Consider the following 23,879-nt stretch of genomic DNA (forward strand, 5'->3'; position numbering starts at 1 on the left):
GTGGTTGGCGGGACTGTGCCATGAAATGCGTCTGTCCGCAATCGGCAGTGCCGGGTATATCGGGGCGTTCCTTTGGATGATGAAGGGGAGATCAGGCGTGATGGGAAGTGGAATGATGAAGAGGCGTCATTTTCTGGCTGCCATGGCGGGAGGGTTGATGATGGGCGGTCTGCCTGCCTGGGCAGGTGGTCGGGCGGTGGCCTCTCGGGGGATGGCCGATTATGCAGCGTTCCTGGGAGGTGTGCGGCAGCAGGCCCTGTCGGCTGGTGTGCCGTCGGCTATTGTGGAGCAGTCCCTTGCGCTGGCTCAGGCCCCCAATCAGGAGGTTTTGCGGCTGGACCGGCACCAGCCGGAATTTACCCTGACATGGGCGCAGTACCGTGCACGCGTGATCTCGTCTGCCCGGGAAGAAAAAGGGCGGCAGGCCTGGCAGAGGGTGCGGGGGACACTGTCGCCTTTGGGGCAGACGCTGGGCTGTGATGACAACGTCATCATGGGCATATGGGGGCTGGAATCAGGGTTTGGAGAGCATCAGGGCCGTTTTAATGTCATCGAGGCCTTGGCCACTCTGGCCTTTGATGGCAGGCGGGCTGCCTTTTTCCGTAGCGAGCTGATCAAGGCCATGCAGATATTGGCTCAAGGGGCCATCAGTCCGGCCAGCATGCTGGGCAGCTATGCCGGTGCCATGGGGCAGCCTCAGTTCATGCCGAGTGCCTATCTGCGTTTTGCGGCGGATGGTGATGGTGATGGAAAGGCGAATATCTGGAGTTCCGAAGCGGATGTTTTTGCCTCCATTGCCAATTACCTGGGACGGTCGGGCTGGCGGCGTGGTGAACCCTGGGGAGAAGAGGTTGTGGTCCCGCTGGGGAGCAATGGGCAGTTCACGGCTCTGGCTGCCACGAAATCCCGCCATGCCCCCGTGCATCCTGTCAGCACGTGGCAGGCTATGGGGGTGAGGCCGGTCCAGTCTTCCGGGTTCCTGGCACCGCAGGCTACGGGCAGCCTGCTCCAGCCGGATGGACCTGGTGGACAGGCCTTCCTCGTTTATCATAATTTCCGTGCGATACGGGCCTACAATCCTTCCGATTATTATGCATTGGCGGTCGGGATTCTGGGCGATAGGATGACCCGATAATCACGCCGTCCGGCATGGTGCCGGGTGGCCCGCATGGCGGGCATCGCAGGTTTTTTCATGAAGGCCCCGCCGGTATGGCGGGCATGCAGTGCGGGGATTGACGTGCAGACAAGACGTTCTCTCATGGGGGGAGTTGCCGGTTTTACGGCATGTTCCCTGCTGGCATCATCACGGGCCGGGCAGGCCGCCGGGCTGCACAGGCAGGGGCGGGGGCGTCCGGCAGGGCAGGTGAAGGAAGCAGGTCCGGCCACCGATTCGGTCGTGGGGGATGCCGTGACTCCAATGGGCCCCATGCCGACCTCTGCCCGTTGGGCCTATATTCTCGACAGCACGACGGGGACGGTGTTGCTGAGTCGCAATGCGGAAGAGCGGATGCCGCCATCATCCCTTACCAAGATGATGACGGCCTATGTCGTTTTTGCTTTTCTGGCCTCCGGGCGTATCCGGCTGGAGCAGGAATTCCCTGTCAGCTCCAGGGCCTGGAAGATGGAAGGTTCCCGCATGTTTGTCCCGCTTGGCAGTTCTGTCAGCGTGGAGAATCTGATCCGTGGCATGCTCATCCAGTCCGGCAATGATGCCTGTGTCGTGCTGGCGGAGGGGATTGCGGGGTCTGAAGAGCGTTTCGTGGCCTTGATGAACGAGGCAGCCCAGCGCATTGGCTTACGCAACTCTCATTTCATGAACGTGACCGGTCTGCCGGATGCCAGCCATTACATGTGCGCTCAGGATGTGGCCATGCTGGCGCAGCATCTCATTCGTGATTTCCCCCGTTATTACGGGTTCTTCGGGGAGAAGGAATTCACCTTCAACCATATCCGTCAGGGGAACCGCAATGTGCTGGTCGACAAGGGGCTGGCTGATGGTCTGAAGACTGGCCATACCGATGCAGGGGGGTTTGGCCTGTGTGCCAGTTCAGAACGGAACGGCAACCGTGTCATTGTCGTCATCAATGGGACTGCCTCGACCAATGAGCGTGCTCATGAGGGTGAGCGGCTGATGAGCTGGGCATTCTCCAGTTTTGAGACGGTTCAGCTGCTGCACAAGGGGCAGGTTGTGGAGCCGGCCGCTGCCGTGTGGAATGGGGAGCATCGCACGGTTGGTCTGGCTGTTGCGGAGGATGTCAGCCTGACCATCCCTGTCGGCTGGTCCTCGAAAGTGCAGATCAGCGTGGATTATCCGTCTCCCATTCCGGCACCGGTGGCAGCAGGGCAGAAGTCTGGCCATGTTTCCGTTGGCCTGCCAGGTCAGCCCAGGGTCTATTCACCACTTTATACGGTGTCTCCGGTCGGTGAGCTTGGCTTTGCAGGGCGGATCCTGTCACGGTTCGGTCATGCTCCGCAGTAAGACCGGGGGAGTGTTCATTACATTGGAAGGGGGGGAAGGTGCGGGCAAAAGCACGCAGCTGGCCCGCCTTTCCGAGCAGCTGGAAGGCGCAGGTTTCCCGGTTTTCCAGACGAGAGAGCCCGGTGGGACGCCAGCAGCCGAAGCGTTGCGGAACCTGCTCCTTTTTGGGGAGGAGAGTTTCTGCTGGCAGGCGGAGATCATGCTTCATATGGCGGCCCGGGCGGATCACCTCGCCAAGGCAATCCGACCGGCTCTGGCAGAAGGGAAAATCGTCCTCTGTGATCGATTCCATGATTCTACATGGGCCTATCAAGGGTATGGAATCGGAGAGGGCCGGGCAGAAGTTCTGGAGTATATCCGCTCCTTGCGCCAGGTCGTGGGAGGAGAGCCTGATGTAACGTTATGGCTGGACCTGCCCTGCGAAGTGGCCCGTCAGCGTATTTCCCGGCGGGGTGGAAAGCTGGACCGGTACGAGGGACAGCAGATGCAGTTTCATCAGCGTGTGCGGGCTGGTTTTCAGGATATTGCCGAGAAGGATCCTGCCCGCATCCGGCGGGTTGATGCCAGCCAGTCGCTGGAAGAGGTGCAGGCGCACCTATACGCTCTCGTGCGGCAGCATATGGCTGGAGAGGGCGCTGCGTGAGGGGGACCCCGCCTGAACCACGTCTGGCAGCCCATGTGTATGGGCATCAGGCAGCCATACAGCAGTTTGAAGAGTCTTTTGCGTCTGGCAGGCTGCATCATGCGTGGCTGATTTCTGGCCCGTCCGGTGTAGGCAAGGTGACATTGGCGTTCCATCTGGCCCGCAGGCTGCTGGGGGGCAGCGATCTGGAAAGTCCTGCTGGACGGCGCATCTCTGCGGGGACGCATGGAGATCTGTTGACGATTGCCCGGAAGATGGACCCCCGCAAGGGACAGCTGAAGGGGGAGATCACGGTTGCTGATGTCCAGCCCATCCAGAATTTTCTGCATCACACGGCCACGGAGGGTGGCTGGCGGGTCGTGGTCGTGGACGGGCTGGAAAGTCTGAACCGTTTTGCCGCCAATGCGCTGCTGAAGATTCTTGAGGAACCTCCGCCGAAGACCGCTCTCTTCCTGACGACTTCTTCACCGGGCACATTGCTGCCGACATTGCGGAGCCGTTGCCGTGTGCTGGCCCTGGCCGGGCTGGATGAGGCTGACATGAAGGCCGTTCTGCCTGACGTGCCGGATGATGTCCTGCACCGTGCCCATGGGTCTCCCGGTCGTGCCCTGTTTCTGGCACAGGACCGGGACGGCATCTGTGCCGGGCTGGTGGAGCGGGCACTGGCTGGTGAAGAGCTGGATCATGAAAATTGGGTGATCGTCAGCCAGATCGCTCGTGAAGCAGAGGGTTTTGCGTTAGTGTGCGATCTGCTAGGCGAGGCACTGGCCGGTCAGGCACGGGATGCCGCCTTTGCGGGAGATCTGCCCCGGGCAGCTCTCATGGCGGATCGGGCCGGGCGGTTGGGGCAGATGCGGATGCAGAGTGAGCGCTTCAGCCTTGACAGGGCCGAGGCCATTCGGGAAGTCCTTGCTCTGGCCCGCCAAGGGTAGCAGGCCCGGTTGTGGGTTTTGGTAAAATTTGGACGACAGGACAGATAGATCATGAAGCGGCATTTCACCATCACGACTCCCATTTTCTATGTGAATGGTGCGCCGCATATCGGCCACGCTTATACCTCCATCGCCTGTGATGTGATCGCCCGTTTCCATCGGCTGGATGGCAACGATGTTCTGTTCGTCAGCGGGACGGACGAGCATGGACAGAAGGTGGAGCAGAGCGCAAAGGCGCAGAATGTTCCTCCGCAGGATTTTGCGGACCGCATCTCCCAGAGCTTCCGCCAGATGCAGAAGGACATGGCGGTCCAGACGGATGAGTTCATCCGCACGACAGAAGCCCGACACAAGAAGGCAGCCCAGACCCTTTGGGAGAAGGTTGCCGAAAATGGTCATATCTATCTCGATGCCTATGAAGGCTGGTACTCCACCCGGGATGAGATGTTTGTCGGTGAGGATGAGATCACCCGGCATCCCGATGGCAGCCGGACGGCACCTTCCGGTGCGCCGCTGGAGTGGGTGCGGGAACCATCCTACTTTTTCCGCCTTTCCGATTTTCAGGACAGGCTGCTGAAGCTGTATGAAGAAAATCCCGATTTCATCGGCCCGCATGGTCCGAAACGGGAGGTGGTCAGCTTCGTGAAGCAGGGGCTGCGGGACCTCTCCATCAGCCGGACCAGCTTCCGCTGGGGCGTGGAGGTGCCGGGTGACCCGGACCATGTCATGTATGTCTGGTTCGATGCGCTGGCGAATTATCTGACAGCCGTTGGTTACCCGGACATGAAGGATCCCCGGCATGTTCACTGGCCCGCCGACGTGCATGTGGTGGGCAAGGAGATCATACGCTTCCACTGCATCTACTGGCCGGCCTTCCTTATGGCTGCTGGTCTGCCGCTGCCGAAACGGGTTTTCGCTCATGGCTGGTGGACGGTCGAGGGTGAGAAGATGAGCAAGTCTCTCGGCAACGTGCTGGACCCCAAGGCTCTGGCCGATGAGTTCGGGCTGGACCAGCTGCGCTTCTTCCTGATGCGGGAAGTGCCCTTTGGTGGGGATTCCAATTTCAGTCGCCGTTCCCTCATCACACGGATGAATGTCGAACTGGCCAACGACCTTGGCAATCTTGCCCAGCGGACGCTCAGTCAGGTGGCCCGCAATCTTCAGGGTGTCCTGCCGGAACGTGGTGCCCTGACAGAGGATGATGAGAAGATTCTGGCCCAGGCCACCCTGCTGCCGTCTCTCACACGCACGCATATCGAGCGTCTGGCCATCAGTGATGCGCTGGAAGATATCTGGAAGCTCATCCGGGAGGCCAATGCCTATATCGACCGGCAGGCCCCCTGGGTGCTGAAGAAGGAAAATCCGGCCCGCATGGCGGATGTGCTGCGGGTTCTGGTGGATGTGATCCGCACCGTGGCGACGCTCCTCCAGCCCTATATGCCAGATACGATGGAGAAGATGCTGGACCAGCTGGGTGTGGAGAAGGGCGAGCGTCATATCGCTGCGCTGGAAACACCACTGCCCGGTGGGCGTACCCTGCCCAAGCCACAAGGTCTGTTCCCCCGTTTCGTGGAGGAAGAGAAGGACGCATGAAGGGGCTGATTGACACGCACTGCCATCTGGACCGTCTGGAAGACCTCCCTGCCAGTCTGGATTTTGCCCGGCAGGCTGGTCTGGCGGGAATGGTCACGATCGGGACACGCTGGTCAGAACGGGCCAGGCAGAAGGCCCTGACGGAGCATGACAGTCCGGACCTGCGTATCTGGTGTGCGTTGGGCACACATCCCGATCATGCCCATGAGGAGGCTCTTCCCAGTCTTGATGACATGCTGGCAGAGCTTGAGGCTCCGCAGGTAGCGGCCATCGGAGAGTCTGGCCTTGATTATTTTCATGGCACGGAGGAGGTGAAACCAGTCCAGCATGCATCCTTCCGCCGTCATATCGAGGCAGCCCGTGTGACGGGTCTGCCGCTGGTCATCCATACGAGACAGGCGGATGATGACACCATCGCCATTCTGCGGGACGAGCATGAGAAGGGGGCTTTCCCTTTTCTGATCCATTGCTTTGCCTCCGGTCCGAAGCTGGCCGGAGCCGCTCTGGAGCTGGGGGGGTACCTGAGCTTTTCCGGGCTTCTGACCTTCAAGAAGTGTGAAGAAATCCGGGACGTGGCCCGTCATGCGCCGGAGGACCGTATCCTCGTGGAAACAGACAGTCCTTTTCTGGCCCCCGTTCCCAAGCGGGGCAAGCCGAACACGCCGGGCTATGTCGTGCATACGGCGGCTCGTCTGGCCGAAGAACGTGGTCTGACGGGTGAGCGGCTGGTGGAGATTACGCAAGCCAACACACGGCGTCTCTTCACACGGGTAGCCGTATGAAGATCACGATTCTCGGTTGTGGTGGCTCTGCTGGCGTCCCCATGATCGGGGGTGAGGAAGGGGCCGGAACGGGCCTATGGGGTGCGTGCGATCCGACAGACAGACGGAATCGCCGTCTGCGTTCATCCATCGTGATCGAGCATGAGGGGTTCCGTCTTCTGGTCGACAGTGGGCCAGACCTGCGGCAGCAGATGCTGGCAAACGGGCTGACCCATATTGATGCCGTGTTCTATACGCACGCTCACAGTGACCATATCGGTGGGCTGGATGAATTGAGGGCTGTCAATCGTGTGATCGGTCGGCCGATCCAGCTTCTGGCCACGGCAGAGGTTCTGGCCGAGCTGCGGCAGCGTTTCGACTACGCTTTCCGGCCGTGGGAGGGAGGCACCTTCTATCGTCCTGCTTTTGACGTGCAGGAAATTCCCACCCATGGCCCGCTGAAGGTCGGCCCGCTGGAAGGCTGCATCTTCCCGCAGAAGCATGGCTGGACGACAAGTCTCGGCCTGCGTCTCGGGTCGTTTGCCTATTGTACGGATGTTGAGAGTTTCCCCACAGAATCACAGGCCGTTCTGCATGGCCTGTCCTGCTGGGTCGTCGGGTGCTTCCAGCGGGAGGCACATCCATCTCATGGCTGGTTGGGGCGTGTCATGGAATGGCGGCAGCAGTTCCGGCCCCGGCATACGGTCCTGACCCACATGGGGCCGGACATGGATTACGGCCAGCTCTGCGAAAGCCTGCCCGAAGACGTCCGCCCAGCCCGGGATGGCCTGGTCCTGACCCTCTGACTGGGGGAGACTGCCTGTTCAGGCAGCGTTTAATCTGTCCCGTTCAAGAACCACAGGTTCAAGATGCACGCAGAAGAGCCCCCGTACCCAGCGGGGCATGGGTGGGAGGCCGACCCAGGCAGTTCTGGCCTGGTTGCTCTGTCTGGGAGAACGGGTGAGAGCAGAAGGAACGGGTAGAGACCATTCCTGAGCCCCCATGAACAGGATCACGTCTCTGATGGTCTGATCCAGCAGGGTAGTGGCCGTCATGTCCAGGAAGACATGAGGTGTTTCAGCGGGGAGAAGGAAGTTGAACCATCCCCTGTGGTGGTGTTGGCAGGGTATGACGTTGCCTGTCGGGCCGAGCAGGCGAAGTTCTGTTTTCATGGCAGGAGAGACCCAGAAGGGAGTCGTGTTGCCAGCCCGCATGTACTCATAACGGGCTGGATCCTTCAGAATGATTTCTGTCAGCGTTACCATCATGACCACTCCATCCTGAACAAGGCAGATTGCAGGGTCACTCTAGGAAGGTCATCTTGATAAAGCGTGAAGAAAGGAGAATCTTTTATCTGTTATCAGTCATTCTTATTGGTAAATAGCCAGTTTTTGCGGTCAATGCCCTGTAATCATGAGAAAAGGTGAAAGCAGGAACTCCCACTTTCACCTTTCTTGATAATCTCTCGCATGATTTCTGAAGAATCACATCATTTCATTCTGGCGGATATATCTGCGGATACGTCACTTTCTCAGACGGGCCGGGAGGCTTGGGAGCCCCCGGTCGGCCGCAGGCGCTCAGTCCCAGCAGGAAAACGCCACCCATGAGGGCCAGAACGGCCTTCGTCATGAAAGAGGATTGAAGCCGATGCATGATCATCTCTCCGTTCAGGCCTGTCCAAGCCGTTCCAGCCACCCCTTGGCCTGTGCCTGCACATTGGCTGGTGCCGTGCCGCCGTGGCTGGTGCGGGAGGCGAGGGAGGAGTCCACGGTCAGGACGTCATAGATGGACCTGTTGATGCCTGATTCCACGGCCTGCATGTCTTCGAGTGAAAGGTCGGCCAGATCGCAGCCTTTCTGCTCGGCCAGACTGACAAGACGCCCTGTGACATGATGGGCCGTGCGGAAGGGCAGACGCAGCTCCCGCACCAGCCAGTCGGCAAGGTCCGTGGCGGTGGAGAAGCCTGCACCTGCCAGCTCCCGCATCCGTTCCTTGTTTGGTTTGAGGTCCCGGATCATCCCTTCCATGGCGGCCAAGGACAGGGTGATGGCCGTCGTGGCGTCAAAGACGGGTTCCTTGTCTTCCTGCGTGTCCTTCGCATAGGCCAGTGGCAGACCTTTCATGACCGTCAGCAGCCCGATCAGATCGCCGGTGATGCGGCCCACCTTGGCACGGACCAGCTCGGCAGCATCCGGGTTGCGCTTCTGTGGCATGATGGAGGAGCCGGTGGTGAAGGCGTCGGACAGATGGACGAAATTGAAGGCCGCAGAGGCCCACTGCACGATCTCTTCCGAAAGGCGGGAGAGATGCATGGCCTCCATGGAGAGGACAGACAGATATTCCAGCGCAAAGTCGCGGTCGGACACGGCGTCCAGCGAGTTTGACGTCGGGCGGTCGAAACCGAGGGCCTGCGCCGTCATGTCCCGGTCGATGGGGAAGGACGTGCCTGCCAGGGCGGCAGACCCCAGCGGGCATTCATTCATTCGGCGGCGGGCATCACGCAGGCGGGAGGCATCACGGGCCAGCATTTCCACATAAGCCAGCAGATGATGACCGAAGGTGACGGGCTGGGCGACCTGAAGATGGGTGAAACCCGGCATGGGGGTGTCATGATATTCCAGTGCACGGCGGGCGAGGGTGCGCATCAGGGCTTCCGTCTGTTCCACGATGCCGTCGATGGAATCCCGGACCCAGAGGCGGAAGTCCGTGGCAATCTGGTCATTGCGGGAACGGGCGGTGTGCAGCCGCTTTCCGGCTTCCCCGATCCGCTCGGACAGGCGGGACTCGATATTCATGTGAATATCTTCCAGTGCCGGGGAGAAAGCGAAGCGGCCTTCTTCGATTTCCGTGGCAATATCGGCCAGACCCTGCTGGATTTCGGCTTCTTCCTGTTCTGTCAGCAGGCCAACCTTGCGGAGCATGGCAGCATGGGCGAGGGAGCCACGGATATCCTGCCGCCAGAGAATTCTGTCGAACCCGATGGAGGCGTTGATCTCCTCCATGATGGCTGCCGGACCGCTGGCGAAACGGCCACCCCACTGGGGGTTGGCAGCGTCCGTGCTGGCGGGTCTGTTTGCAGGGGAGGCGTTGCTGGTATTATTGTGCGTCATGAGGACCGATATGATCAGAAACTGGAAAAAGATTCGTACATGCGCCGTTCTGGCGGGCTGGCTGAGTGTAGCGGCTGCGGGCCTGTGGCACAATTGTGTGCGGGCTGAAGCGTTGCAGAGTTTGCAGGAGCTGGAGCCGGAACCGGCCCTGTCAGCCCCGGTCACGCTGGCCATTGCGGGGCTGGGCGGCACGAAGGCAAGCCTGCCCATGAAGGCGGGGAAGCCGTACATGCTGCATCTCTGGGCCACATGGTGCACACCCTGTCGGGAAGAGCTGCCCCAGCTGGCCGCTTTCCTGGACAGAAATCCCGATCTGCCCGTGATCCCCGTTGCTCTGGACAGTGGTTCACCGGAGCGTGTTCAGGCAGCCCTGCCCCGTCTTCATGCCGAGGGCCTGCCCGTCTGGACGGCGGAGCGTCAGGCTGTGGATCCGTTCCTGAAGAGTCTTCGGGAGCCCGGGCTGCCCATGACGCTACTGATTGATGCCCAGGGGCAGGTGCGGGCCATTTCTGATGGCGGCGTGGAGTGGAAGGACGCCGCTGCGGCCAGCACGGTCCGCTCCCTTCTTCATCAGGTTGAGTGAGGCTGGGCGTGATGAACAGGCAGACTGAGGCCATGCCCCTTCTGGGGGAGAGTGAGGCCCGCCCTTATCATGTCCATGCAGCGGTGACGGACAGTCCTTTTGTCATGATCAGCGACCATGCGGGCCGTGCCGTGCCAGAAAGGCTGGGTGATCTTGGCCTGCCCGTGGATGAATGGGACAGGCACATCGCCTATGATATTGGCATCCGGGAAGTGGGGAGGCACCTCCAGCAGGCTCTCGGTTGCCTGCTTGTGGAGCAGGTCTATTCCCGCCTCGTGATCGACTGCAACCGGGCCGCCGGGCATCCGACCTCCATTCCTCCCGTCAGTGACGGTGCGCCCGTGCCGGGGAATCAGGGCCTGTCAGCCGTGGAGAGACGGCAGCGGGAAGAGGCCATTCTCCATGCCTATCACGATGAGATAGAACGCCATCTGTCCCGGCGGAAGCCGGAAACGACGCTGTTCGTGTCCCTGCACAGTTTCACTCCTGCCATGCAGGATGGGCGGAGACGCCCGTGGGACATCGGGCTGCTGCACGATCATGACCCTCACTCCGCCCGCCTGATGCGGACATTGCTGGAGGAGGAAGGCGGCCTCCATGTGGGGGACAACCAGCCCTATGTGCTGAACAGCCAGAATGAATACAGCGTGCCCTATCACGCCGGACGGCGGAATCTGCCAGCCCTTGAGATTGAGATAAGGCAGGACCTCATCAGTGATGAAGTGGGGCAGAAGCTATGGGCGGAGCGTCTGGCCCGTCTGCTGCCCCGCTTCTGGGAAAGACGGAAGGAGATGGCGTGACGATTGATGGCAGGACCAGACTGGCTGGCGTGATAGGCTGGCCGGTCGATCATTCCCGGTCTCCCATGCTGCATAACCACTGGTGCCGGGTGCATCAGGTCAACGGGGCCTATGTGCCGCTGCCGGTCAAGCCGGGACAGCTGGAAATGGCTCTGAAGGGGCTGGCGGCAGCGGGGTTCCGTGGGGTGAATGTCACGATTCCACACAAGGAGGAGGCTTTCCGCCTCTGTGACGAACTGACAGAAACGGCCCGCCGGGCCGGGGCAGCCAATACGCTGCGTTTTGTGGAGGGGCGGGTCATTGGCGACTGCACCGATGGCACCGGCTTCTGCGACAATCTTCTGGCTCATGGCGTGAGGCTGGAAGGGCGTGCTCTCATCCTCGGGGCGGGGGGAGCCGCCCGGGCCGTAGCGGCAGCGTTGCAGGATCGTGGCTGTGAGGTCTTCATTTCCAACCGTACAGCTTCCCGGGCCGAGGCTCTGGTGCAGGCCCTGGGGGGCGGAATCGTGCTGGACTGGACAGACTGGCCCAACAGGCTGGGAGAGATGAATCTGCTCGTCAATGCGACATCACTGGGCATGGGAGGACGTGATGACACGGCATGGTCCAGCCTGCTGCAGAAGGGGCAGGAGGGGCTGAGTGTGACGGACATCGTCTATACGCCTCGGCAGACACCTCTGCTGAAGGCAGCGCAGGAGCGTGGCTTCCGCACCGTGGACGGGTTGGGCATGCTGATCTGTCAGGCACGGGCCGGGTTTCAGGAATGGTTCGGTGTGCTGCCAGAAGCCGATGAAGCCAGTTTTGACCTTCTGGCGCAGGACCTCGCCCGGCATGGCCTTTCCTGACATGGTGATGGTCGGGGCCTGTTCGTGAAGGTTCTGGGGCTGACGGGTGGCATGGCCGCCGGGAAGAGTACGGTGGCATCTCTCTTCCGCAGGGCGGGTGTGCCTGTTTTTGATGCTGATGCCTGCGTCCGTCATCTTCAGGCCCCTCATGGGCGGGCGGTTCCTGCCCTGCAGAAGGCGTTTCCCGGCATCGTGCATGATGGCGTGCTGGACAGGGCAGCCCTGCGCCGTCTCATAGCGGCGGATCCAACCGTCCTGCCCCGGCTGGAAGCCATCATCCATCCGATGGTCCGGCAGGAGAGACAGGCTTTTCTGAGGCGTTGCCGGTCCCGTCAGGTGCCGTTCTGTGTTCTGGACATTCCCCTTCTGTGGGAAACGGGGGCGGATCGGGACTGTACGCTCGTCATGGTGGTGTCGGCTCCGCTGTCTGTCCGTCTGTCCCGCATCCGGCGGCGTTACAGGAGGGGTGGGCAGATGAGCGAGGCGGATGCGAAAGCCCTGCTGGCCCGGCAGATGCCGGACAGGGAGCGGCGACGCCGGGCCGATATCGTGATAAGGACGGGCCTCTCCCGTGCCTGTGCGGCCCGTCAGGTCCGTGCCATTCTGGCCTCCCTGTGGCAGATGCGTGAAAGACGATGACATGACCCGTTCCATTCTTTTTGATACCGAGACGACAGGGCTGGACCCGGATACCGGGGACAGGGTGATCGAAATTGCCGCCCTGGAGCTGGTGAATGACCTGCGGACGGGGAATTATTTCCATGTGCTGGTGAATCCCGAACGGGACATTCCCCCCGAGGCCACGAAGGTGCATGGTTTCACGCTGGCGGACCTGGAAGGGAAACCTCTTTTCGCTGACATTGCTGATGAGTTCCTGGAGTTCATCGGTGACGGGAAGATGATCGCCCATAATGCACCGTTCGACTTCAAGTTCATCAATGCGGAGCTGAAGCGGGCCGGACGTCCCGTGCTGGATTATGACAGTCGGGCCATTGATACCGTCATCATGGCCCGGAAGAAATTCCCCGGGATGCCTGCCAATCTGGACGCCCTCTGCCGCCGTTTCGGGATCGACCTCTCCGAGCGTGGCACCCACAATGCCCTGCTGGACTGCCGCCTGCTGGCCGACGTGTATGTGGAGCTGATCGGGGGGCGGCAGCGTGGCCTTGGTCTGGGCAGTGACCGGCAGCAGGCTGCCGGCCCGGGTGGGGCGGGAAAGCGCAGGGCCGTGACGGGTCGCAAGGCCCGCCCCATGCCATCACCGGATGAGGCCACTCTGGCCCGTCATGCCGAATTTCTCGCAACCCTGTCAGACCCGATCTGGTTGCAGGAGTGAAACGCATCCTCTTCATCACGGCGCATCGTCTTGGTGATGCCGTGATTGCCATGGGGGCGCTGGCCGGGATGATGGAGCGTCATCCTCAGGCCCGATTCACCATCGCCTGCGGTCCGGCCGTGCAGGACCTGTTCCGGTACATGCCCCGTTGCGAGCGGATCATCGTGGTGGAGAAGAAGCCTCATAACAGGCACTGGCTGGCCCTGTGGTGGCAGGTTGTGCGCCATCGCTGGGAAGTGGTGGTGGATCTCCGTTCATCGCCTCTGGCCTATGGAGTATGGAGCCGTTCCCGTCATGTCGTCAGGGGGGGCAGGCGGACAGGGCTGAAGCTGGAGCAGCAGGCCCGGTCGCTGGGCTTCAGGCAGCCCTTCCGTCCGCATGTCTGGCTGGGACCGGAGGAGCAGGACATGGCCGCCCGCCTCCTGCCCGGTGATATCCGCTGGCTGGCTCTGGCTCCGACAGCAGGAACGGAGACGAAACTCTGGCCTGCCTCATCTTTTGCGGCTCTTGCAGACCGGCTGGGGGCAGAGGGGATGCGTCCTGTCCTGTTCTACGGTCCGGGAGAGCGGGAGGCGAGGCTGGCCGCTCCGGCCCGGGCTGCCATGCCGGAGGCTCTGGACCTTGGCGGGAGATATTCACTGGCGCAGGTTGCAGCCCTGCTGGTCCGCTGCTGCCTGTTTGTCGGGAGTGATTCAGGGCTGATGCACCTGTCAGCAGCTCTGGACGTGCCAACGCTGGGCCTGTTCGGTCCCAGCCGTGCCGCAGAATATGCGCCTTCTGGCCGCTGGACGGCTGTGGTTGAGGCTCCCGGCCCGCCCGGTGCCGGAAACATGGAGGGCCTGAAGGCTGAAGATGTCTGTCAGGCCGCCCTTTCCCTTTATGAATGGTCCGGAGAGGGGTAAGAACCGGTCATCACTGTGATGAAACGATGACAGATTTTTCAGGGAGACATCATGCATTTTGATCTCATAATCCGTAATGGACGGTGCGTATTTCCATGGGGTGAGGCACAGGCCGACATCGGCATCCGTGATCAGCGGATCGCTTCCCTGTCCGTTTCCGCCAGTGATGAGGCTGACCGTGTCATTGATGCCACGGGCCTGCATGTCCTGCCCGGGCTGATCGACTCTCACGTGCATCTGCGTGATCCCGGCAAGCCGGAAGCTGAAACGCTGGAGACAGGCACCCGGGCGGCGGCTCTGGGTGGCATCACGGCTGTGTTTGACATGCCGAACACCAATCCGACCATCACGGACAGGAAGATGCTGGACTGGAAGCGTCAGCATATCGTGGAGACGGCGAATATTGACGTCGCCATGTATATTGGTGCCACCCGGGAGAACACGCCCCTTCTGGCCGAGTTCGAGCAGGAAGAGGGTGTCTGTGGCGTCAAGGTTTTTGCGGGGTCTTCGACCGGCGATCTCATGATCGAGGATGATGAGGGGATCGAGGCGGTCCTGCGCTCCGGTCATCGCCGTGTGTCCTTCCACTCGGAGGATGAATACCGCCTGCGGGAGCGGCGGAAGCTCTTCGAGCCGGGGCAGCCCTACCACTGTCATGCCGAGTGGCGGGATGCGGAATGTGCCATTCGGGGTACGCAGCGTATCCTGGCCCTGTCCCGCAAGACGGGGCGGCCCATCCATATCCTGCATGTCTCAACGGAAGAAGAGTTCATTCTTCTGGGCGAAAACCGCCGTCATGCCACGGTGGAGGTTCTGGTCAATCATCTGACCAACGAAGGGCCGGGCTGTTATGAGCGTCTGGGCGGCAAGGCCGTGATGAACCCTCCGCTGCGGAATGAGCGGCGTCATTTTGAGGCAGGCTGGGCCGCCCTGCGGGATGGACGGGTGGATGTGGTGTCTTCCGACCATGCGCCGCACCCCAAAGAGGCCAAGGAACTGCCGTGGCTGGAATGTCCGTCCGGCCTGACGGGCGTGCAGACGATCGTTCCGCTGATGCTGGATCACGTCAATGCAGGGCGTCTGAGCCTGACCCGGCTCGTGGACGTTATGGCCGCTGGTCCGGCCCGGGTCTATGGGCTGCCGAACAAGGGCCGTCTGGCCGTCGGGTTCGATGGTGACATCACCCTTGTGGACATGAAGAAGCAGCGGACCATCACCAATGACTGGATCGCCTCTCCCGCAGGCTGGACACCTTATGACGGAAAGACCGTCACGGGCTGGCCCGTGGGGACCATCGTCCGGGGGCAGGTCGTGATGCAGGATGATGAGATCGTCACCAGCAATGTGGGGCGTCCCATCAGCTTCCAGCCCTGAGGGGAGAAAAGAGGGGCTCTTCCGGCGGGAGGGGCCCCTTTCCGGTTAGTGGAGGCTGCGTCCTTCGGGAAAGCCATACATCAGATAATGGGCCAGTGGTCCTGATTCATAGCCTGCCACATCAGGGTGACGGGCCAGATAGGCGTGGCTGTTCCAGACATGAATCCTGCCAGACCGGGAACGGATCAGGGGCAGGCCCTCACGAAAATAGATGTGAACCTCATCCCGGTAGAGAGTCTCATACTCGTCATGGGAGCGGAGAAGCATGTGGCAGAGATGACTGCCCGGGCAGTGTGGTCTGGAGAGGTGAGCAAGAATCTTCTGCCGGTCAAATACATCGTCAGGGCTCTCCATTTCGGGCATCAGTTTCGCCCGGGAGAGGTCGATCATTTCCTGATAGGGCCGGTTGTGGCTGTGGAGATAGACAAAACGTGTCATTTTCACATCCGTGGTGTTGGCCAGAGCAGGGGCATGGTGCCCATTGTCGATGGTGGCGTCGTGGTAGGCGGGCACGAAGCCTTTGTGAAAATGACGGTTGGGGGCGTACCAGCCTTCATGTCCGTCCCCAGGCAGGTTGAACAGGCTCAGCTCGATGCGGAAGGGGCAGCCCCAAGGCTTCAGGCGTGCAAACTCGGCCAGAATGTCTGCCTTTCCTAGAGAAAGCCCGGTCTCCGTAAAAACGCAGAGCAGTTCATCGCAATCTACCGGCAGGGCGAAATCATACTCTGCATCCTGATTCAGGGAGCGTATGACGTTCGTGAAATGCCCGCCCTTGTTCTGGAAATCAAACGCCGTATCCAGATCCCGCCGGACATGGGCGCCGCATCGTTCGGCTTCATCCAGCAGGGCCAGAGTGGTGACCTCTTCCGATCCGTTATCAAAGATGAGAAGATTTTCCATGCCGAAGAGGCAGGCATAATGGGTCAGCCAGCGGGCAAGGCGGGGCCCCTCATCCTTCTGCATCATCATGACCTTGACGATGGGGGGGCGGGTTGGAGCGGTAATTTTTGTCGGGGAGGATGTTTGCCGCTGGTCCGTCATGCTATAGGAGTGTCAGAATTATCATGATTGGTCCAGCAAGGATATGGCGTGTCAGACGATTTGATTAAGGAAGTGGAAGAAGAGCAGCGTCTCCTGCGGCTCAGATCCATGGCCCTCCGTGTGGGCGGCGTGCTGGTGGTTCTTCTGGTGCTGGCTGGTGTTGCCGGTGGTGTATGGGGATGGCAGCAGCACCGGCTCCATACGGCTCAGGCCGTGGCGTCGGACCGCTATTTCGAGGCCATGAAGCTTCTTGGTGATCTGAATGCTCTGCCGTCTGCTGAAAGTGATGCACGACAGAAGGCCGAAGGCATTTTCTCGGATCTGGCCCAGTCCGCCCCGCAGGGTGTACGCAGCTATGCCGCCATGTATCTGGCCGAGCTGAAAGAGCAGGATCATGACCGTTCCACAGCGTTGAAGCTGTGGCAGCAGGTGGTGGATGATCGAGCTTCCGAAAGGTCTCTGGCGTTGATGGCGCAGTATCGCCTCCTGAATGCCCGGATGGGTATCGCTCCCAGGGATGAGCTGAGGCGTGGTTATCAGGCGCTCGTTCAGACAGGGGGAAGCTGGGTCCCTCTGGCGAAGGAAGGGTTGGCCGTGCTGGACCTGAGGGACGATGCCAAACCGGAGGAACGGGCAGAGGCACGCCGCCTGCTGCTGGAGGTTCAGACATCAGCGGACAGCACGGATGATTTACGGCGTCGGGCCGGATTATTGTTGCAGACTTTGGGAGAGGCTGGATGAACCGCCATTTTTCTTCACTGCCGGGGATGGGGGGCGTAAAGGCTTCCCGTCGTTCTCTTCTCAAGGGCGCCTGTTCATTTGCTGCCATGACGGGGCTGGCGGGTTGTGGTGCCTTCTCGGACGATCCGAAGAAAACGGTTCTGCCGGGCAGACGGATTGACGTTCTGTCAACCGGGGCAGGTCTGGCCGTGGACACGCATGATACAGCCCCCATCACCCTGCCTGCCGTACAGCCCGTCACTGCATGGATGCAGGAAGGGCGGACAGCGTCGCATGAAGCGGTCAATGCAGTCTGGAATGGTACGCGACAGCTATGGAGTGAGTCGGTTGGCTCCGGTGTCAATCGGGTTGGCTGGCTTTCCATGGTGGCGTTTGTCCCCAATCGCAAAGGGGCCTTGCAGTCCCCGCCCGTGATTGGCGATGGTCGCATGTTCACGGTGGATGCCCAGGGCGTCATCCGGGCCTGGAGCTGGCCGGAGCGCAGGCAGCTCTGGCACCTCCAGCCAGCCCGCAAGACCCGTTCTACCAATATTGGCGGTGGCCTCGCCCTGGTGGGGAATACGCTTTATGTCGTTGATGGCGTGGCGCAGGCCCTGGCGCTGGATGCTGCCACGGGTCGACAGAAATGGGCCGTGGATATCGGGACGCCGGGGCGCTCCGCCCCGACTGTTGTCGGTGGTCTGATGGTTTTCACGACCATTGATGCCCGCCTGTACGCTCTGGATGCGGTAACGGGCCAGCAGCGCTGGACCTATCAGGCGACCGATGTCAGCACGACCCTCTTCGGGGCTGGGGCTCCGGCCATTGTCAATGACATTGTGGTGGCTGGTTTCGGCAGTGGTGATCTGGTGGCCCTGCGTGCAGCTTCTGGCGAGGTTGTCTGGAGTGACAGCCTTGGCGGAGGCAACGGGCTGGGCGCCATGTTGGATTTCGCCTGCGTGCGTGGGGGGCCTGTCGTTGTTGGCGGGACAGCTTATGCCATATCTTTGTCTCGTGTGCTTGTGGCCATCGACATGCGCTCGGGGCGTCGTCTGTGGGAGCGGGAGGTCAGTGGTCAGTCGCCGCTCTGTGTTTGTGGCGAATGGCTGTATCTCATCTCCCTGGACCAGCAGCTGGCCTGCCTGGACCGTGTGACGGGACAGGTACGGTGGGTCAAACAGTTGCCCCGTTTCAAAAAACCGGAGCATGAGAAGGGTCCCATCCAGTGGATGGGACCGATCATGCTGAACAACAGGCTTGTCTGTCTTTCCAGCATGAACCGTGGTGGCATGGTGATCGTGAATGCCAGGACGGGCCAGGAAGAAGGAAAGATAGAAACACCGTCATCCTGCCAGGTACAGCCGATTGTCTGTGATGGACAGCTGCTCGTTCTGAGTGAAGATGGTGTTCTGCGCGCTTATGGTTGATCCCGCTGGGACAGGCAGGCTGCCTGTCGTCGTTATCGCAGGGCGCCCCAATGTGGGGAAGTCTACCATCTTCAACCGGCTTGTCGGGAGGCGTCAGGCGATCGTGTCGGACGAGCCCGGTGTGACGCGGGATCGCAAGGACGGCGTGGCCATGCTGCGTGGTCGCCGTGTGCGGCTCGTGGATACGGCAGGGCTGGAGGAAGCAGCTCCCGAGACGTTGTTTGGCCGTATGCGGGCTTCGTCCGAGCAGGGGATCGCACAGGCTGATCTGGTTGTTTTCTGCGTGGATGCACGGTCTGGCATCACACCTGCTGATGCACATTTTGCCAACTGGTTGCGGCGGCAGAACCGGCCTGTCCTCCTCGTTGCCAACAAGGCCGAAGGCCGGGCCGGTGCAGAAGCAGCCATGGAGGCCTTCTCTCTTGGGCTGGGAACCCCGCTTGCCATGTCTGCTGAACATGGTGAGGGACTGGCCGACCTGATGAGCGAGATCGTCAGCCTTCTGCCGGATGAGGAGACACTCGCCGAGCAGGATGGAGAGAAACCGCTGCGCCTTGCCATCATTGGCCGTCCGAATGCTGGAAAATCAACGCTTCTGAACAGCCTTCTGGGCGAGGAGAGGATGATCACGGGGCCGGAAGCTGGCCTGACACGTGATGCTGTCAGTGTCATGCTCGAGGACGAGGCCGGGCCGATCGAAATCGTTGACACGGCTGGAATGCGGAAGCGTGCCCGTGTTCAGGAAGGGCTGGAGCGTGTCTCTGTTTCAGCCTCTATTGAGGCCATGAAAATGGCTGAAGTGGTTGTGCTGGTTCTGGATGCAGATCGTGGTGTTGATGAGCAGGACCTCCAGATTGCCCGTCTGATTGAGCGGGAGGGGAGAGCCTGTGTTCTTGCTCTCAACAAGTGGGATGCCGTCAAGGAGCGTCAGGCAACACGCAAGGCGATTTCTGATCGTATCGAAATTTCACTGGCGCAGATGCGTGGGATCGAGGTTGTGACATTCTCGGCTCTGACAGGCGAGGGGCTGCACCGCCTTCTGCCGGCCGTCCGAAGGGCCAGCGAGGTCTGGAACGCCCGTGTGGGCACGAGCGATCTTAACCGCTGGTTTGAGGAGGCGGTGGAACGTCATCAGCCGCCGCTGGTGGATGGGCGCCGACTGAAGTTACGCTACATGACACAGGCCAAAAGCCGCCCGCCAACCTTTGTGCTGTTTGGCACAAGGGCGGAGCAGCTGCCGGACAGTTACAAAAGATACCTCATAAATGGGTTGCGGGAGACCTTCCATCTTCCCGGCACGCCGATCCGGCTTCTGCTGCGGGGGAGCCGTAATCCATTCGTGAAGCAGGATGAGCGATAATTTATTGAATTTGGAGCAATAACGTCCATAATCGCCGCACGCCCCGATGCCGGAGGGGTGTGTGACCTTTATGAATGAGGAGTTATCATGGTAGGAGTAACGCCGGCAGCCAGGAGTGGGGGCGGTGCCTCTTCGTCTCAAAAGACGACAGGGCGTGCTACGTTTCTTGGCATTCTTGCGGCCCTTTCTGGGTTGATGTTTGGGTTGGATACAGGCGTTGTCGCTGGTGCTTTGCCGTTCATTGCGACTGATTTCCATGCTGGTGCTGCCATGCAGGGGTGGATCGTGTCGTCCATGATGGCTGGTGCTGCTGTTGGTGCTACATTTGCTGGTCGCATTTCCGTTTCTTTTGGTCGCCCGGGTGCCATGCTGGGCGCTGGGATCCTTTTTCTGGTTGGTACGCTTTTCTGTGCGTTTGCTCCCGGGGTGGCCCTGCTCATCACAGGGCGTGTCCTGCTTGGTCTGGCTGTTGGCGTGGCAGCATTTGCAGCTCCGCTCTACATTTCTGAGATCACGGTCGAATCGGCCCGTGGTGCCATGATTTCCTTCTACCAGCTGATGGTTACGCTCGGGATTTTTCTGGCATTCGTGTCCGATAGCATCCTGTCCGAAGGTGGGCACTGGCGCTGGATGCTCGGGATCATGGGCGTTCCGGCGGCCCTGTTCCTCGGTGTAGTGCTGATTCTGCCGCACAGCCCCCGCTGGCTGATGATGCGTGGTGATACGGAGCGTGCCCGCAAGGTGCTGCGTATGCTGCGTTCTGACGAGGAAGTGGCGGAAGCAGAGCTGGCCGATATCAACGACCGCCTCTCCAAGAGCAGTGATGCCGGATATGGGCTGTTTCGCAGCAATCCGAACTTCCGTCGTTCCGTGTTTCTGGGTATCACCCTCCAGATCATGCAGCAGCTGAGCGGAATCAACGCCCTGCTTTACTACGCACCGCGCGTGTTCGAAGCTGCCCATTTCGGGACCAATGCTGCCGTGTGGGCCACGACACTGGTCGGGCTGACCAACATGGTTTTCACAGGTGTGGCCATCCGATACGCCGACAGGTGGGGCCGTCGTCCGCTGCTGTTGACGAGCTGTGTCATCGTCGGTGCTTCGCTGGTTGGTGTCGGTGCAGTGCTGGCTTTTGGTGGTGGCAGCCTGGCCGCTTCCATCCTGCTCTGTGCTCTGATCCTTGTCTTTGTGGCCGGTTTTGCCATTGGTGAGGGACCGCTTGTCTGGGCCCTGTGCTCCGAGGTTCAGCCGACACGTGGCCGTGACTTTGGTATCGGCTGTTCCACGGTGACAAACTGGGTGGCCAACTGGGTTGTTTCCAGCATTTTCCCGCTGATGATGCTGGCGATGGGTGCGTCTTGGACCTTCATCCTGTTTGCAGCGTTCAATGGCCTGTTCGTGCTGATTACTCTGGGTTTTGTCCCGGAGACGAAGGGTGCTTCGCTGGAGCGGATCGAAGCGAATCTTTTTGCAGGGGTGCCCCTGCGTAAATTGGGAGAACCAGAGGGTAATGGGCAGTAAGATGGCAGATCCTAGCCTTGAGGGAGAATACGACCCGGAGAGGCACGCAGGCCTTTACGGGATGCAACGCTTCAAGGCGATGTCATCTGTCATTCTGGCATTGATGCTTTCGATCCTGGATTATTCCGTTGCGAATGTGGCCCTGCCCACCATCGCAACGGATCTCCACTCTTCTGCTTCGCAGGCGATCTGGGTCATCAATGCCTACCAGCTGGCCAATCTGGCCTGTCTCCTGCCATTGGCCGCCATTGGGGCCAGGGTTGGTTTCGGGCGGATGAGCCAGCTGGGAATTGTCCTGTTTCTCATTGCGTCTGTGGCCTGTGCCATGTCGCAGAACATGCTGGAGCTGACGCTTGCCCGGGCTCTTCAGGGTGTTGGCAGCTCCTGCATCATGAGTGTGAATATTGCGCTTGTGCGCTTCATTTATCCGCACAAGCTCATAGGCAAGGGGATTGCGCTCAACGGGCTGTTCATCGGCCTGGGTGTGGCTCTGGGGCCGACCATCGGCTCCTTCATCCTCTCCATTGCCTCCTGGCCCTGGATTTTCTGGGTGAATCTGCCGCTGGGTGGCATTGCCATCCTTCTAGCCAGCAAGGCTCTGCCCAAAACGCCGCGGAGCGACGTGAAGGTCGATATCCCTGGTTCCTTGCTCACGGTGGCCTCTTTCGCGCTGCTGGGGATCGGGCTGGACAGCCTCATGCATGGTGATCTGGGCTGGGGTGCCGGGTTGACGGGCTGGAGCCTTGTCAGCTGGTGGCTTCTCCTGCGCTGGCAGAAAAAGCGGCAGGAGCCTATCGTGCCGCTGGACCTGCTGAAGCGTGTGCCCTTTCTGCTGGCCTGTCTGGTCAGTTTCTGTGGGTTTGTGGCTTCGAATCTGTATATTGTGGCCATGCCTTTCACGCTGGCAGTGGCTTTTCATAAAAATCCGGCCACAGTCGGTCTGTTGATTGCACCGTGGGCTGTGGGCGTGGCGGTGATGTCTTTTATTGTCGGAAAGATTGCAGACCGTTTTCCGGCAGCTCTGCTGTCTTCCATTGGGCTGCTGGTGACATGTCTTGGCTTTGTGCTTCTCTGTACCCTGCCGCTGGATGCCGATAACACGGCCATTGCTTGGCGGACGCTTCTGGCTGGCATGGGGTTTGGCTTTTTCCAGCCACCGAACAACCGGGCCATCATGGTGACAGCCCCTCCCGGCCGGGAGGGCGGTGCAAGCGGGATGCTTTCCGTGGCCCGTCTTTCAGGGCAGACGACAGGGGCATTGCTGGTCGCCGGGCTGTTCACCCTGTTTCCTCATCCTGCGTTCATCTGTCTCGGAGCCGCCGCTGCCGTGGCTTTCTGTGGAGCAGCATTGAGTGCAGGGCGGACGCTTTTCAGAAGGCGTACGACCTGAGCAGGTCGCTCGATACAGGTCAGTCTGTTGTATGAAAAATCCCCGGGGTGCTGGTTCTGCCCCGGGGATTTTTCATGTCGGCCCTCTCACGCTCATGGAGCAGATCAGGTTTAGTGCCAGAATGTCGGGCTGGCCCCCAGGATGAAGGCGGCTGCCAGGACGAAGCCTATTGCGACGTTCTGCCGGAAGAAGTGCAGACAGAGAGGAGCATCATAGGGCGAAAGCCGGACAGTCTGACGGCCCAGCAGGAGGCAGGCCAGCAGGAAAGGCAGCCAGAAGAGTGGGTGCAACCCGGCCTGTAGAGCCGAGAGTGCAAACAGGCAGAGGGCTAGGGCGTAACAGCTGCCTACGAAGAGGCGGGCATGGTTCAGCATCAGGCGGGAGGTGGATTTGACCCCGATACGGGCATCATCCTCCATATCCTGAAAACCATAGATGGTATCGAATCCCAGCTGCCAGATGATGACGCCGCCGTAGAGCAGCAGGCCCGGCAGGTCCAGAGTGTTCTGGCTGGCCGCATAGCCCATGGGGGCGCCGAAGCCGAAGGTGAATCCCATGACAAGCTGGGGCCACCATGTCAGCCTTTTTGCGGCCGGGTAGAAGGCGACAAGGATCAGCGCCAGAGGTGCCAGCATCCAGCAGATGGGCGGCAGGGCGAGCAATACGGCCAGCCCTCCGAGTAGCAACACGGCCAGCAGAGCCAGCCCCTGTGTCAGGTTGAGTGCGCCGCTGGCCAGGGGCCTGCCTGCCGTGCGTGAAACCTGGGCATCAATTTTGCGATCCCAGATGTCGTTGATGACACAGCCCGCCGAACGCATGAGCAGCGATCCGATGGCGAAGAGCGCCGTATAGAAGAGCCGGCGTTCCAGAGGGGGCCCTTGTGGGGCAAGAAAGATGCCGAACACGCCGGGCAGCAGCAGCAGCCATGTGCCAACGGGACGGTCCAGCCGGGCAAGCAGTGCATAGGATCGCCAAGGGTCTGGCAGGCGGCCGATCAGGCCATTGCTGCGGATATCGGTATGAAGATGGGTCTGGGACATGGGATGAGTGATTGGCCAGAAA

At 60.6% G+C, this 23,879-nt stretch carries 23 protein-coding genes; 19 read left to right on the plus strand and 4 right to left on the minus strand.

Going from position 1 to position 23,879, the window contains the following annotated elements; all coding sequences use genetic code 11:
- Positions 1 to 115 precede the first annotated feature (115 nt).
- Genes CO583_RS00840 through CO583_RS00870 form a run of 7 tightly spaced genes read left to right on the plus strand, consistent with a single transcriptional unit; the run spans position 116 to position 7,214 of the window.
- The gene (locus CO583_RS00840; RefSeq protein WP_408902061.1) at positions 116 to 1,135 is read left to right on the plus strand and encodes a lytic transglycosylase domain-containing protein; all 1,020 of its coding nucleotides are present in this window, start codon (positions 116 to 118) and stop codon (positions 1,133 to 1,135) included.
- Positions 1,136 to 1,192: 57 nt separating this feature from the next.
- On the plus strand, positions 1,193 to 2,479 hold the full coding sequence (locus CO583_RS00845; protein ID WP_043561153.1) for a D-alanyl-D-alanine carboxypeptidase family protein: 1,287 nt from the start codon (positions 1,193 to 1,195) through the stop codon (positions 2,477 to 2,479).
- Complete coding sequence (gene tmk / locus CO583_RS00850; RefSeq protein WP_043559977.1) at positions 2,466 to 3,122, plus strand: dTMP kinase; 657 nt, start codon at positions 2,466 to 2,468, stop codon at positions 3,120 to 3,122. The genes CO583_RS00845 and tmk overlap by 14 nt, the downstream gene beginning before the upstream one ends.
- Positions 3,119 to 4,054, plus strand: coding sequence for a DNA polymerase III subunit delta' (locus CO583_RS00855; protein WP_043559980.1), 936 nt, complete (start codon positions 3,119 to 3,121; stop codon positions 4,052 to 4,054). The genes tmk and CO583_RS00855 overlap by 4 nt, the downstream gene beginning before the upstream one ends.
- A gap of 51 nt (positions 4,055 to 4,105) precedes the next feature.
- Complete coding sequence (gene metG, locus CO583_RS00860) at positions 4,106 to 5,647, plus strand: methionine--tRNA ligase (protein WP_043559982.1); 1,542 nt, start codon at positions 4,106 to 4,108, stop codon at positions 5,645 to 5,647.
- Positions 5,644 to 6,429: a TatD family hydrolase gene (locus CO583_RS00865; RefSeq protein ID WP_043559984.1), complete on the plus strand. Its 786-nt coding sequence runs from the start codon at positions 5,644 to 5,646 to the stop codon at positions 6,427 to 6,429. The genes metG and CO583_RS00865 overlap by 4 nt, the downstream gene beginning before the upstream one ends.
- Positions 6,426 to 7,214: an MBL fold metallo-hydrolase gene (locus CO583_RS00870; protein WP_192848240.1), complete on the plus strand. Its 789-nt coding sequence runs from the start codon at positions 6,426 to 6,428 to the stop codon at positions 7,212 to 7,214. The genes CO583_RS00865 and CO583_RS00870 overlap by 4 nt, the downstream gene beginning before the upstream one ends.
- 18 nt (positions 7,215 to 7,232) lie before the next feature.
- Here CO583_RS00870 and CO583_RS00875 read toward each other — a convergent pair whose 3' ends face one another.
- Both CO583_RS00875 and argH read right to left on the minus strand, forming a co-directional pair.
- Positions 7,233 to 7,676: a hypothetical protein gene (locus tag CO583_RS00875; RefSeq protein WP_043559988.1), complete on the minus strand. Its 444-nt coding sequence runs from the start codon at positions 7,674 to 7,676 to the stop codon at positions 7,233 to 7,235.
- Positions 7,677 to 8,075: 399 nt separating this feature from the next.
- Positions 8,076 to 9,518: an argininosuccinate lyase gene (argH, locus tag CO583_RS00880; RefSeq protein ID WP_081563486.1), complete on the minus strand. Its 1,443-nt coding sequence runs from the start codon at positions 9,516 to 9,518 to the stop codon at positions 8,076 to 8,078.
- Positions 9,519 to 9,528: 10 nt separating this feature from the next.
- Between argH and CO583_RS00885 the strand changes: the two genes are divergently transcribed.
- Genes CO583_RS00885 through CO583_RS00915 form a run of 7 tightly spaced genes read left to right on the plus strand, consistent with a single transcriptional unit; the run spans position 9,529 to position 15,358 of the window.
- Complete coding sequence (locus tag CO583_RS00885; RefSeq protein ID WP_181005608.1) at positions 9,529 to 10,101, plus strand: TlpA disulfide reductase family protein; 573 nt, start codon at positions 9,529 to 9,531, stop codon at positions 10,099 to 10,101.
- Between the two features lie 11 nt (positions 10,102 to 10,112).
- Positions 10,113 to 10,901 (plus strand): N-formylglutamate amidohydrolase, encoded by a 789-nt coding sequence (locus CO583_RS00890; protein ID WP_043559992.1) that lies wholly within the window; start codon positions 10,113 to 10,115, stop codon positions 10,899 to 10,901.
- Entirely contained in the window at positions 10,838 to 11,746 is a 909-nt protein-coding gene (locus tag CO583_RS00895) for a shikimate dehydrogenase (protein WP_249102955.1), read from the plus strand. Before CO583_RS00890 ends, CO583_RS00895 begins: the two co-directional genes overlap by 64 nt.
- Before the next feature lie 24 nt (positions 11,747 to 11,770).
- Complete coding sequence (coaE, locus tag CO583_RS00900) at positions 11,771 to 12,385, plus strand: dephospho-CoA kinase (RefSeq protein ID WP_043559995.1); 615 nt, start codon at positions 11,771 to 11,773, stop codon at positions 12,383 to 12,385.
- Between the two features lies 1 nt (position 12,386).
- Entirely contained in the window at positions 12,387 to 13,082 is a 696-nt protein-coding gene (gene dnaQ, locus CO583_RS00905) for a DNA polymerase III subunit epsilon (RefSeq protein WP_043559997.1), read from the plus strand.
- A complete protein-coding gene (locus tag CO583_RS00910; protein WP_248460718.1) occupies positions 13,079 to 13,984 on the plus strand; it encodes a glycosyltransferase family 9 protein in 906 nt (301 codons plus the stop codon). The genes dnaQ and CO583_RS00910 overlap by 4 nt, the downstream gene beginning before the upstream one ends.
- Positions 13,985 to 14,035: 51 nt before the next feature.
- Positions 14,036 to 15,358 carry a dihydroorotase gene (locus CO583_RS00915; RefSeq protein ID WP_081563482.1) on the plus strand — a complete coding sequence of 441 codons (1,323 nt, stop codon included), beginning with the start codon at positions 14,036 to 14,038 and terminating at the stop codon, positions 15,356 to 15,358.
- A gap of 45 nt (positions 15,359 to 15,403) precedes the next feature.
- Here CO583_RS00915 and CO583_RS00920 read toward each other — a convergent pair whose 3' ends face one another.
- Positions 15,404 to 16,327 (minus strand): glycosyltransferase family 2 protein, encoded by a 924-nt coding sequence (locus CO583_RS00920; protein WP_248630507.1) that lies wholly within the window; start codon positions 16,325 to 16,327, stop codon positions 15,404 to 15,406.
- A gap of 120 nt (positions 16,328 to 16,447) precedes the next feature.
- Between CO583_RS00920 and CO583_RS00925 the strand changes: the two genes are divergently transcribed.
- The 5 genes from CO583_RS00925 to CO583_RS00945 all read left to right on the plus strand — a co-directional run bounded on the left by CO583_RS00925 (position 16,448) and on the right by CO583_RS00945 (position 22,817).
- Positions 16,448 to 17,140, plus strand: a complete 693-nt coding sequence (locus CO583_RS00925; protein WP_143539930.1) for a tetratricopeptide repeat protein — start codon at positions 16,448 to 16,450, stop codon at positions 17,138 to 17,140.
- Positions 17,137 to 18,546, plus strand: coding sequence for a PQQ-binding-like beta-propeller repeat protein (locus CO583_RS00930; RefSeq protein WP_248630506.1), 1,410 nt, complete (start codon positions 17,137 to 17,139; stop codon positions 18,544 to 18,546). Before CO583_RS00925 ends, CO583_RS00930 begins: the two co-directional genes overlap by 4 nt.
- Positions 18,539 to 19,906: a ribosome biogenesis GTPase Der gene (der, locus tag CO583_RS00935; RefSeq protein ID WP_043560004.1), complete on the plus strand. Its 1,368-nt coding sequence runs from the start codon at positions 18,539 to 18,541 to the stop codon at positions 19,904 to 19,906. The genes CO583_RS00930 and der overlap by 8 nt, the downstream gene beginning before the upstream one ends.
- Before the next feature lie 87 nt (positions 19,907 to 19,993).
- Positions 19,994 to 21,427 carry a sugar porter family MFS transporter gene (locus CO583_RS00940; RefSeq protein ID WP_043560006.1) on the plus strand — a complete coding sequence of 478 codons (1,434 nt, stop codon included), beginning with the start codon at positions 19,994 to 19,996 and terminating at the stop codon, positions 21,425 to 21,427.
- 1 nt (position 21,428) lies between these two features.
- Positions 21,429 to 22,817, plus strand: a complete 1,389-nt coding sequence (locus CO583_RS00945) for an MFS transporter (RefSeq protein ID WP_043561164.1) — start codon at positions 21,429 to 21,431, stop codon at positions 22,815 to 22,817.
- Positions 22,818 to 22,927: 110 nt separating this feature from the next.
- Here the strand turns inward: CO583_RS00945 and ubiA are convergent, their stop codons facing one another.
- Positions 22,928 to 23,857, minus strand: coding sequence for a 4-hydroxybenzoate octaprenyltransferase (ubiA, locus tag CO583_RS00950; RefSeq protein WP_081563198.1), 930 nt, complete (start codon positions 23,855 to 23,857; stop codon positions 22,928 to 22,930).
- Positions 23,858 to 23,879: the final 22 nt, after the last annotated feature.

This window comes from Parasaccharibacter sp. TMW2.1882 (assembly GCF_023337635.1).
In the GTDB taxonomy this organism is placed as follows: domain Bacteria; phylum Pseudomonadota; class Alphaproteobacteria; order Acetobacterales; family Acetobacteraceae; genus Bombella; species Bombella apis.

Coding starts and splice junctions, on each gene's coding strand:
- CO583_RS00915 (WP_081563482.1), top strand. CDS start 14,036: ATGCATTTTGATCTCATAATCCGTAATGGACGGTGCGTATTTCCATGG.
- CO583_RS00885 (WP_181005608.1), top strand. CDS start 9,529: ATGATCAGAAACTGGAAAAAGATTCGTACATGCGCCGTTCTGGCGGGC.
- CO583_RS00875 (WP_043559988.1), bottom strand. CDS start 7,676: ATGATGGTAACGCTGACAGAAATCATTCTGAAGGATCCAGCCCGTTAT.
- CO583_RS00945 (WP_043561164.1), top strand. CDS start 21,429: ATGGCAGATCCTAGCCTTGAGGGAGAATACGACCCGGAGAGGCACGCA.
- CO583_RS00890 (WP_043559992.1), top strand. CDS start 10,113: ATGAACAGGCAGACTGAGGCCATGCCCCTTCTGGGGGAGAGTGAGGCC.
- metG (WP_043559982.1), top strand. CDS start 4,106: ATGAAGCGGCATTTCACCATCACGACTCCCATTTTCTATGTGAATGGT.
- tmk (WP_043559977.1), top strand. CDS start 2,466: ATGCTCCGCAGTAAGACCGGGGGAGTGTTCATTACATTGGAAGGGGGG.
- CO583_RS00870 (WP_192848240.1), top strand. CDS start 6,426: ATGAAGATCACGATTCTCGGTTGTGGTGGCTCTGCTGGCGTCCCCATG.
- der (WP_043560004.1), top strand. CDS start 18,539: ATGGTTGATCCCGCTGGGACAGGCAGGCTGCCTGTCGTCGTTATCGCA.
- CO583_RS00895 (WP_249102955.1), top strand. CDS start 10,838: ATGGGCGGAGCGTCTGGCCCGTCTGCTGCCCCGCTTCTGGGAAAGACG.
- CO583_RS00840 (WP_408902061.1), top strand. CDS start 116: ATGAAGAGGCGTCATTTTCTGGCTGCCATGGCGGGAGGGTTGATGATG.
- argH (WP_081563486.1), bottom strand. CDS start 9,518: ATGACGCACAATAATACCAGCAACGCCTCCCCTGCAAACAGACCCGCC.
- CO583_RS00845 (WP_043561153.1), top strand. CDS start 1,193: ATGAAGGCCCCGCCGGTATGGCGGGCATGCAGTGCGGGGATTGACGTG.
- CO583_RS00920 (WP_248630507.1), bottom strand. CDS start 16,327: ATGATGATGCAGAAGGATGAGGGGCCCCGCCTTGCCCGCTGGCTGACC.
- CO583_RS00930 (WP_248630506.1), top strand. CDS start 17,137: ATGAACCGCCATTTTTCTTCACTGCCGGGGATGGGGGGCGTAAAGGCT.
- dnaQ (WP_043559997.1), top strand. CDS start 12,387: ATGACCCGTTCCATTCTTTTTGATACCGAGACGACAGGGCTGGACCCG.
- ubiA (WP_081563198.1), bottom strand. CDS start 23,857: ATGTCCCAGACCCATCTTCATACCGATATCCGCAGCAATGGCCTGATC.
- CO583_RS00940 (WP_043560006.1), top strand. CDS start 19,994: ATGGTAGGAGTAACGCCGGCAGCCAGGAGTGGGGGCGGTGCCTCTTCG.
- CO583_RS00865 (WP_043559984.1), top strand. CDS start 5,644: ATGAAGGGGCTGATTGACACGCACTGCCATCTGGACCGTCTGGAAGAC.